10 protein-coding genes are annotated in these 9,742 nt (G+C 35.3%); 6 read left to right on the forward strand and 4 right to left on the reverse strand.

The window, feature by feature from the left end:
* Position 1 precedes the first annotated feature (1 nt).
* Positions 2 to 2,152, reverse strand: coding sequence for a biofilm-associated protein (locus C6988_RS01695; RefSeq protein WP_182132936.1), 2,151 nt, complete (start codon positions 2,150 to 2,152; stop codon positions 2 to 4).
* Between the two features lie 82 nt (positions 2,153 to 2,234).
* Entirely contained in the window at positions 2,235 to 4,331 is a 2,097-nt protein-coding gene (locus C6988_RS01700; RefSeq protein WP_182132938.1) for an AAA family ATPase, read from the reverse strand.
* 105 nt (positions 4,332 to 4,436) lie between these two features.
* Between C6988_RS01700 and C6988_RS01705 the strand changes: the two genes are divergently transcribed.
* The 4 genes from C6988_RS01705 (at position 4,437) to C6988_RS01720 (ending at position 6,222) form a co-directional block, all read left to right on the forward strand.
* A complete protein-coding gene (locus tag C6988_RS01705) occupies positions 4,437 to 4,904 on the forward strand; it encodes a hypothetical protein (RefSeq protein ID WP_182132940.1) in 468 nt (155 codons plus the stop codon).
* 13 nt (positions 4,905 to 4,917) lie between these two features.
* A complete protein-coding gene (locus tag C6988_RS01710; protein ID WP_182132942.1) occupies positions 4,918 to 5,103 on the forward strand; it encodes a hypothetical protein in 186 nt (61 codons plus the stop codon).
* A gap of 169 nt (positions 5,104 to 5,272) precedes the next feature.
* The gene (locus tag C6988_RS01715) at positions 5,273 to 5,632 is read left to right on the forward strand and encodes a transcriptional regulator (RefSeq protein WP_182132944.1); all 360 of its coding nucleotides are present in this window, start codon (positions 5,273 to 5,275) and stop codon (positions 5,630 to 5,632) included.
* Positions 5,629 to 6,222: an RlmE family RNA methyltransferase gene (locus tag C6988_RS01720; RefSeq protein WP_182132945.1), complete on the forward strand. Its 594-nt coding sequence runs from the start codon at positions 5,629 to 5,631 to the stop codon at positions 6,220 to 6,222. The genes C6988_RS01715 and C6988_RS01720 overlap by 4 nt, the downstream gene beginning before the upstream one ends.
* Here C6988_RS01720 and C6988_RS01725 read toward each other — a convergent pair.
* On the reverse strand, positions 6,219 to 7,358 hold the full coding sequence (locus C6988_RS01725) for a tRNA (guanine(10)-N(2))-dimethyltransferase (protein WP_182132947.1): 1,140 nt from the start codon (positions 7,356 to 7,358) through the stop codon (positions 6,219 to 6,221). The genes C6988_RS01720 and C6988_RS01725 overlap by 4 nt on opposite strands.
* Before the next feature lie 110 nt (positions 7,359 to 7,468).
* Between C6988_RS01725 and C6988_RS01730 the strand changes: the two genes are divergently transcribed.
* Positions 7,469 to 8,062 (forward strand): hypothetical protein, encoded by a 594-nt coding sequence (locus tag C6988_RS01730; protein ID WP_182132949.1) that lies wholly within the window; start codon positions 7,469 to 7,471, stop codon positions 8,060 to 8,062.
* A gap of 283 nt (positions 8,063 to 8,345) precedes the next feature.
* Positions 8,346 to 8,966: a ribonuclease HII gene (gene rnhB, locus C6988_RS01735; RefSeq protein WP_182132951.1), complete on the forward strand. Its 621-nt coding sequence runs from the start codon at positions 8,346 to 8,348 to the stop codon at positions 8,964 to 8,966.
* Here the strand turns inward: rnhB and C6988_RS01740 are convergent.
* On the reverse strand, positions 8,963 to 9,637 hold the full coding sequence (locus C6988_RS01740) for a fibrillarin-like rRNA/tRNA 2'-O-methyltransferase (RefSeq protein ID WP_182132952.1): 675 nt from the start codon (positions 9,635 to 9,637) through the stop codon (positions 8,963 to 8,965). The genes rnhB and C6988_RS01740 overlap by 4 nt on opposite strands.
* Positions 9,638 to 9,742: the final 105 nt, after the last annotated feature.

Consider the following 9,742-nt stretch of genomic DNA (forward strand, 5'->3'; position numbering starts at 1 on the left):
TCTATGGCAAAACAAAAGTTGTACTTGCTGAATTGTATGCATCCTTTACATTAATGGTGTAGATTCCTTTTGGTGAATCTTTGGGCATAGGCCATGGTGTTGCTATCTCTCCCTTACCTGATGCTGGGAATTGTAACTTGCCAACTTCTTCACCCAATGGGTTGATGATGTTTATTGTGACTAACTGTTGTGCTCCAATTACTCTGATCTTCACAAGTTTTCCTACGGTAGGACTATTGTCAAATCCTTCAAATGTTACAATCATTCCTTCAACTTCAGTATCTGTTACAACATTGATGAATGACTCATCAAAGTTTGATCCACTTCTACCTTCTATCTTCCATTTTCCAACAGGTGTACCTGATGGAATCCTAAATGAACTGTCTGATAAAACTCCGTCCTTGTTAGTGTATGTCTCCTTTACCTTGATTACATTTCCTTCGCTATCATACATTGTAATTGTTACAAGAATATTTGGCTTAGAATTTCCAAGAATCAAAACAGCCTCCCCTGGTTTGTAATCTAGCTTTGTAGTTCTAATGTCAATTTCACCAGAACCTGTCTGTAGCCCAACAGTGAACACTTCCGAAGTTTGTGATGTTCCTCTCTTTACTACTAATGTATACACACCTGATGCATATCCTGTCAAATCAATTGAATGTGATTTCTTCCCGTCAGGGCCCAAAGTTACAGTTGCAGTAGCACTCTCCTTTGTCTTATCTGATGGATCTACAACAATTATTGACATTGTTGCACTTGGTGGTCCGTCTAATGCAACAGATGCAGTTTCTCCTGCTTTGTAGTTTAGCTTGTCCATTTTTGCAATTATCTGAACTTCAGGTAATTGACCCAATCCTACAAGACTAATTCCTGCATGTGTTCCTTGGAACCCAAACATGATGTATGTTCCTTGAATATCTGAATTCGATGTGGGGAATTCAAACTCTACATATCCTGTAGAGTCTACCTCAAAAATATCCGAAAATACCTCCGCGCCCTGTGGATTTTCTATAATTACTTCGAGAGTTTCATTTGGAATTGCAGTTCCATTAAACGTCATAATGTCACCAGGCTCGTACTTTAATTTGACTGGCAAGATCTCAATTAATTCAGATGATTCAATCTGAATATCTTTGATAATGTGTGTTTTTCCATCAGTAATATCAATAGTATATGTTCCAAGTGGTGCATCTGCTGCAATTATTGTTTCATAGTACCACTTTCCGCTGATATTCACCTCAGTGGCATTTGTTGTAGTGATTACTCCATCTGGATTTTTAATTGTTGCAGTAACAGAAGTGTTTGGAGGTGCAGTTCCAGCTAATGATAATTGTAATCCTCTCGATAATGTAGATGGTAGACCGCTTACCGTTAATGGAATAGTTGTTGTTTCTGGCACGTCGTCTGTTTCTAATAGTCTTAAGCTAACTGTTTTTTCATTCCCTTGGGAATCTTTTACACTAAAATTAACTCTGTCAGCTTGTTGTGATGAAGGAATTTTTGTAGTAATCATAAAGTTTCCGTCGCCATTTGACTCAAATGAATTGAGTTTTGTATTTCCTAGATACAAGTCTAGCTTCTGATTTTCACCAAATTTTTCACCTACTACTCTTATTGTAGAGCCAACCTTTGGTTTATCAGGGATGAATCTAAATTCAGAATTTGATAATATTCCTGTGGATGATGTTGTTTGCTCGGGGGTGTTATCTTCTGGAGTTGAACTCTTTGAGGTTTCAACTGGAACCGCTGGTAGATCCGAAACAAGTGCTTTACCTATATCAAGTTCTTTTTCTTTTGCGTCTATAGCCTTCCAGTTAATTCCTGGCTTTACCTTGTCTGTCTTTACTCCAAACTTTACTGACTCGCCTGATTTTATCGGCTTGTCTGTAGTAAATACTAAAACACCTTGGGGAGTTTTAATTCCAGTCCATCCTGGTTCTGTCTTAAATGACTTGAATGAACCATCATCGCTTCCAAGCCAAAGTCTAAATGTTTCAATACTTGTGTTTCCATTATTAGTAAAATCAATAATTATGGTTTTTTCAAAACCTAAGCTTTTTGCTGAAACCACATCCTCTTGTGCAAAAACTGCATGTGTACTAACACCTAATAACAAAATAGCAAATAATGCACTAAAGATAATTCCCTTCATTCAATTTCCTACCTTTGATTTACCTTAATTACCTTTTACCAATTACTATTTCTTACTTTTGAAATTATCATCCGTAATGTACTTAAGCCCTAGCTTTTGCTGCCTTGCCTTGCTCGGGTTTGGCAGAAGTAACATTCTGATATTGTCTGATTCGCTCAGCAATCAACCTGTACAATGATCTAAAACTATCTTTTGTCTTATCTGACAAAAAGTCTGTCTCATTTAGGGCAATCTTTTCACAGATGTATCTTGTAATCTCTTCATTGTCAAATTTACCCCATCCATCTTCCCTGTGGTCTCGCCAGATTGCTTGCAGATTCTCTATAATTCCTTCCTGATTTTTTTCTTGAATCTCTTCAGGAGTTAGATTGCTGAATCCCTCTTGTCTTAATTTTATTTCATATGTTTGATTAACCGCATAAAGATAATCTTCCAAGACCATGTAATCTTCCATTGACTGTACTGGTTTTCCTTCTCTTTCAAAAAATATTGTTTGAACCTGTGAAAAGTCATTTGCAACAAGCTGTGATGAAATCTGTCTTGATTCCTCACTGTTATCTAATAGGATAAACGTTCTGTATCCGTGATTTCTATAAAATATTGCCAAGGGTAAAACTGAGTTTTTATTGTATGCTGGAATTACATTTAATGGATTCATTGAAATGTTTGGATCCTGTAAAAACTTATCAAATGAATTTAGGTACATACTATCTGACATTGTCTCAACGATAATTATTGGTCTAGAATTTGTTCCAATCTCTCTATCGGTGATTGATTGAACTAATCCTCTTGATAATCCATACAAAATTGGAGTAAGCGTCTTATCGTCTGCATTCCAATAATCATAAAATATTCTACTGAGATGCTTTCTTTTGTCAAGCTCTACAACTAGTAGATTACCGGGTGTATAATCAAAAATCATAAACGGTGAATGTGTGGCGTACAAAACTTGGTTAGAGCCTGCCAACTCTTTTAGTAAATCTGATATTCCCATCTGCTGTGTTGGGTGTAGATTTCTTGCAGGCTCATCGAGTAATAGTATTGCTTCTTTTAGTTCTGCCCTCTGTGTCTCTGCAGCAAAGTTAACAATAAATGAAAATGTCCATTTAAAGCCTTCAGCCCTTCTGTTTAACAAACCCGTATTGGTAATTGTTCCATCTCGGTGAACATCAGAGATTACAACACTCATGATGTTACCTGGTTGATATCTCAAGTCAACATGTATTGGATCTCCTTTCCAAGCAGGATTGAGCCTACTTGTCAAGCGATTGCTAGCCGTATTTAGAAATTTTATTAATTTTGATGGACTATCATGAAGCTCCTCCATTTCTTGCACATCTAACTCTGCAAGATAGAAGAGATTTCTTACAGTCTCTGCCTTGTCAAATTCTTCAATATACTCTATGCCGTCGCGTTTATCTCCCTTTGACTCTTTGATGTATTCATTTAGGTTGATGTTTCCATAGATCTTTTTGTAATCAGAGAAATAAACAAATCTTGGATGCAGCTCACTTTCTATAAAATTAGTTAATGCTATCTTATCCGTGGTTCCAGATAAGAGATTTGAAAATTGATTTTCTGGACTTTCATAAATTTTCTCCCACTCTTCTATTACTTGGGACTCTTGACTTGCTAAAACATGAAACTTGTTACTAAAGTCTGCCATCTCACTGTCAAATTTCTCCTGCGTCTTTGGAGGTGGACCTTCAAAGAACTTTGTGTCAAGCTGAATTCTGATATGATTTGGAATTGTTTCAAGGAAACTAAAAATTTTTGACTTAAAATTCTCCCAAGAGTTTAATCCTCTGTTCTCATCTTCACTAATTTGTAATTCTCCAAAATCATATCTTACCTTTTGACTTTTGTTGGTTCTAAACAGTTGAATCTTTTTTATTTCTGGTAAATTTGGAAACTTTTCTTTTATGAGCCTTGTTTCATTTGGGCTAAGTGAAAAATCTCCTTCAACTAGACGAATCTCTGATTTTAGCTCATCAGACATCTCATCACAAAGATCAAGGTCTGAAACAATCTCGTCTTTGTTTAGAAGAGTTAGCGCTTGCAAAATTGTAGTCTTTCCGCTCTCATTTCTCCCAACAAAAGCAGCAAGATCGCCTACTGTAATCTCGCCAGAATCATGAATACATCGATAAGCTCTGACTCTGAATTTTCTTAGTCTCATCTAAACGACTAATCCGGTCCCTTCGATTTAACTTGTACGACAAATTTCTCTTAAATCATTATAATTACTAAATAGATATATGGGAACAAAAAATCAAGTATCGACGTGGCCAGAGGCGTCTTATACGTAGTTTTTGTAGTTCCAGTAGTACTTTCAATTATCTTTGCATCATCTGTTTTAGGCCAAGTCTTACAAGAGCCTGACAGAGAACTCAACATGATGCAGTTTGAGATTTCAGACAGACCCATCATTTCTAATAAAGCAATTGGAATTATTGGTTTGGAATCATCTTATTCCACATCTACTCCAGTTGAGATTCAAGTTAGTGTAAGGGATGAAAAATTTGACTGTGGTGATCTATATGTTACAATTTATTCTGCTTCATCTAAAGCCGTAGTAACTCAAAGCGGTTTCTTTGGTCAATGCTTTGGGGATGAAAGTATAGTATTACCTATCGATGATGATTTTTCAGAAACAGTTGATGAGCCTGGAAATTATGAAATCAAAGTAGAAATGTATGATAAGCAACAACAAAACATTATATCAACAGTGGGAAAGTTTTCTGTTAAATAGATGAGATGAAATAATGGCAAAAAAGAAAGACGAAGAACTAGCAATAGAAGCTGAAAAACTGAAGGCTGAGCTTGAGCAATTAAAAGAGACTAAAAAGAAATTAGACGAAAAAACTAAAACCAAAAAGACTGCAAAAAAAGAACCAAAAAAACCAAGAACCAAAAAAACCAAAGAAGGAAACAAAGAAAGAAGAAACTAAAACCAAAAAGACTGCAAAGAAAGAAGAAAAGAAAGTAAAATTAACAAAAAAACAAGAAAGAGAACTAGCAGCAAAGAAAGAAGCAGAAGAGCAACGAACCTTAGAAGAAGAATTAGAAGAACAACTCACTGATGCGGAGATTGAAAATTTTCAAATTGAAAAAGTCGATATGGAAAAACTCACAAACCGAGTTTGTGAAATGCTAGCAAAATATGAATCAAATGGAATGTTTCAAAGTGAACTATGGAAAAAACTCAAACTCAGTAGTAGGGATGGTTCACGATTAGCACTAAAACTAGAACGTACTGGAATCATCAATAGAGAAAAACTACTTGAAAAAGGACGCTGGACATACAAACTAATTCTAAAAAAGACTCCAATTAGTACCCAATCAATTGAAAATGCTCCCTGTCTTATCTGTCCTGTAGAGCAAAAATGTTCCTTGGATGGTGAAATTAGTCCAAGAACTTGCCAATGGATTGATGAATGGGTCACAGCTGATTTGAAGAAACCAAAGGTTTCACAATGAAGCTAATTGACGCAAGGCGAGATCATTACAGAAAACTCGCCCGTGAACAAGGTTATAGAAGCAGAGCTGCTTTCAAACTCAAAGAACTAAACAAAGCATATCGAATTATTGGTCCCGGATTTTATGTCCTTGATTTAGGATGTGCTCCAGGAGGTTGGACACAAGTAGCAGCCCAACTAGTTGGCAATCAAGGCAAAGTTATTGGCGTTGACACATCCTATGTTGAAGAAATAGCTGGTGCCTATATTATGCGTGAAAACATCGAGGATGAATCCATAGTTGATGAAATCTTAGAGTACTTTGGCCGCAAAGCTAATGCAGTAATATGTGATTTATCTCCACAAGTAACTGGCAATTGGTCTGTCGATCATGCAAAGCAAATATCACTAAATTATGATGCAGTAAAAATTATGGAGCAAGTCTTGACTCACAAGGGAAATGCAGTTTTCAAAGTATTCGATGGTGAATACTCTACTGAATTTCGTGATTATCTGAAAAAACAATTTGCCAAAGTCAAGTTGACAAAACCAAATGCAAGCAGAAAAGCTGCAAGTGAGTTATACTATGTCTGCTTAGGATTTGGACTCTAAAAAAACTCTTTAATCTTTTCAATATCTGCATCTGTTCTAAAACCAGTTGGGTTTAGACATGTTTGACTTGCCTTAAAACCACTTTCATGCAATACTTCGATAATTTTTTCTAATCTTATCGGTGAGGTCTTTAATCTTGATGCAATTTCATCCAAAGTATAGTATGTTCCAGGCATGTCTTCTTCTAAAATGCATTTTTGAAGTACTCTCTCACAGGTTTTGTCCACCTGGAAATTCTTAGTCTCATCTAACATCTGCTCAAGAAATTTCTTATCAAACATTTTTCCAATCCATAAAGGACCTGCATGATGATTTTTTTCACCACAAGATTCACAGTTAGTCTTCTTTTCTAGTGATACTTCCCTTTTTCCGCATTTTTTACAGTGTATAATATAGCCTAAATTTTCTTCCTGGTCTGGACGATTTAGAATTTTTAGATAAACCCGATAATAATGCATGTCACTCTCAACAAATAAAGGAATAAACTCAATATCCAATCTTCCTGCAACACTTCTTATGCATCCTAAAATCAATCTAATAGCTATCTCATTTCCGTATTCGACCTTAATTGGAGTTCCTCCATATCGTCGCTTACATGCATTTTGGAACAAACCATGAAGAACCTGAAGGTCAGTTGCAGTAACTGATAGCATTCCACCGTGCATTGTTGCCCTTATACCACAATCGATGTATCTTGAGGGTGAACCAAATGGATCAATGTCTACTATAGTTCCTCTATTGCCTTTTTTAGAATAATCACTTAGAAAACGGCAAATTTCATTTTCTGAAAAATCTATGTTTTTTAATTCATTTAATCTTGCAGATCTTTTTGCAATCTCTAATGCACTAGGATTAAGATCATTAATCACAACTTTTTCTACACTTTTGATTTCATTTGAAACTCGTAATCCTCTGGCCCCTAAACCTGATAATCCTTCAAGAAAGATTTTTGGACCATCAAAATTTTTTAAAAATGCAGAGTATGCAATGATGGAAAAATCTCTGTTCAGTTTTGCCCTAGGGTTAAAGAATGCAGGCTCTTTTGGTGGAACTATTTCAGTTATGGATTCTCTTGGAACAAGAAGTTTTGTTGTTCCTTCTATGATCTCTGCAATATCAAAATCTGAATTCTGCATTTGCTAAACTTGATTTTAATAACCTATTATGGGTATCGAGAATTTTGTTAATAATATTGTGTAATATTATTTTGAAAAGTTTAACTAAATAGAATCTTCCTTGTTGAGCTATGCTAAAAACCCACATTTACTCTGTCTTAAAACCATCAATACTTTATGGAATTTTGGCATTTGGTTTTTCTTTTATTGGTATTTTTCTCCCAAGTTCATATGTAGTGGGCAACCCACTTGAGGTAAGTGGTGTAACTCCTGAGCACATTTTAGGGCATGTGTTATGGGGTTTGGCTGTTGGAGTAATTACTCTACGATATAGATATGTGATAATTGCTGGATTATTTCCATTAATTCTTGATTCTGATCATCTTTTGCAATTTTTTGATTTGGAGATGATTCCTAGATTGGCACATTCATTTGTTTTTGGTTTAATTTCAATTGGAGTTTTGATGTATGTAATTAATAAAAAAGATCTAATTTTGGGAATGATTGGATTTGCATCCGTTTTAGCACACATCTCTTTTGATATTTTTTACGGTGGTGGAAGCAAGTTTCCATTTCTGGCTCCTTTCTCTTCTGAGTTGCTAGTTTTTGGTGAGCAATATTGGATATTTTTTGAACTAATGGCAATCTCAATTGTCGGACTTTCTGTATTGGTTCAACGAAAATTCAGTAAACAGAAAATCGGAATGCAAAATAATTTCCAATAAGTGTAAACACGAATTATTGTATGACTAGGATTTTTCAAACAAGTGCTACAATTGGAATTTTCGTCTACAGTTTCCACAAAAACGCTGCTTTGTCTTTTTACTTTCTGTACCAAGTGGACTTCCGCATCTGTCGCATTTTTCTTTAATCATTATTATTCAATTTCTGATGTATCTCTACTCTCCTCTGATTTATTCTAAACCCTTCTGTACCAACAAATTGATTATAATGTGCTGACTTTCTTTCACTAAAATGATTTAATATCGTTTCATAATCAGAATTATCGTGCAAGTATGTGGAGTAGATGATGCCGGTAGGGGTTCTTTGTTAGGACCATTGGTTATTGCAGGAGTCTCACTACAACGATCAAAAATTAGAAAACTAAGCGCAATGGGAATTCGTGATTCTAAAAAATTATCTCCAGCAGAAAGAGAACGTCTATACAAAAAGATCATTGAATTTGCTGATGATTACTATGTGGCTAGAATTAACCCAAAGACCATTGATAAGAGCGTCCAAAAACATGATTTGAATAATTTAGAGGCCAAATACATGGCCAAAGTAATTACCAAACTTCAACCTGGAATATCCTACGTTGATTCTTGTGATGTAAATCCAAAAAGATTTGGTAAGGAAATTTCAAAATTATCAAATGGTAAGAAAATTCGCTCATATCATCACGCAGATGACCGTTTTGTTATAGTTTCTGCTGCATCAATTATTGCTAAAGTAAGCAGAGATAGGGCGATTTCACGTTTACAAAAGAAATACGATGTAGGTAGTGGTTACCCTTCTGATGTTAAAGCAATTAATTTTGTCAAAGCATATTTGTCAGAATTTAATGAGCTGCCAAAATTTGTTAGAGCAAGCTGGAAACCCGTTCAAAATATTGTAAACTCACACTAGTTTTTTGAATAAGTAGCAATTACCATTGCATGATCTTTGTCATACGGCTTTAGATCTATAGTTTGTAAAATATCAAAATTTTTCTCCAGTTTCTTTATTTGTTCCTCAATAATTCTTTGGGGTGATTTTGTGACATCAATGCTTCTTGTCTTAATTACTAAAAACAGATAACCCTCTTCCTTGAGATATAGTTTACAATTTGAAATAGCAATATCTGTCTGATCTGGCTGTGCAATGTCACAATAAACAATGTCCACCTTACCATACATTGAAAAGTAATCTTTTGGTTGTCTTGCGTCCTGAATTATTGGTGTTATGTTGGATCTGTATGATGCTACCCTGTCCAATAAATCACGTGCAACTCTGCTTGCGTGCTCTACTGCAAAGACTTTGCCCTGAGGGCCTACGATATCAGAAATATGACTTACCGTTGTTCCAGTGGATGCACCAAGATACAATACTTTGGATTTATCTTTGAAAGGAAAGTCTTCAAGATTATTCATTATTGCAGCCGCAAGTTTACTTCGAAATGCATCCCACGTTCTATACTCTACACCTTTTTTTAGAATTAATTTTTCGTTGTAAACCTGATTGCCTGGAACTAAATTTTCAGTAGCAAGTGAATCCCTACCTTCTGATTTGACCCAGACAAAAGCATTATCTTCTGCCAAACTTTTTTCGCTTCTTGCTTTTCATTTTTGATTTATCATTATCTCTTGACTCTCCTCTATCACTTCTTCTAAAGTCACGATTTCCTCTTGACTCTCCTCTATCAC

This window comes from Nitrosopumilus sp. b1, from assembly GCF_014078545.1.
Taxonomy (GTDB): Archaea; Thermoproteota; Nitrososphaeria; order Nitrososphaerales; family Nitrosopumilaceae; genus PXYB01.

Bases quoted from the DNA above. Each gene is read 5' to 3' on its own strand.
- C6988_RS01695 (WP_182132936.1), bottom strand. From the start codon at position 2,152: ATGAAGGGAATTATCTTTAGTGCATTATTTGCTATTTTGTTATTAGGT.
- C6988_RS01700 (WP_182132938.1), bottom strand. From the start codon at position 4,331: ATGAGACTAAGAAAATTCAGAGTCAGAGCTTATCGATGTATTCATGAT.
- C6988_RS01710 (WP_182132942.1), top strand. From the start codon at position 4,918: ATGGCAAAAAAGAAAGACGAAGAACTAGCAATAGAAGCTGAAAAACTG.
- C6988_RS01715 (WP_182132944.1), top strand. From the start codon at position 5,273: ATGGAAAAACTCACAAACCGAGTTTGTGAAATGCTAGCAAAATATGAA.
- C6988_RS01720 (WP_182132945.1), top strand. From the start codon at position 5,629: ATGAAGCTAATTGACGCAAGGCGAGATCATTACAGAAAACTCGCCCGT.
- C6988_RS01725 (WP_182132947.1), bottom strand. From the start codon at position 7,358: ATGCAGAATTCAGATTTTGATATTGCAGAGATCATAGAAGGAACAACA.
- C6988_RS01730 (WP_182132949.1), top strand. From the start codon at position 7,469: ATGCTAAAAACCCACATTTACTCTGTCTTAAAACCATCAATACTTTAT.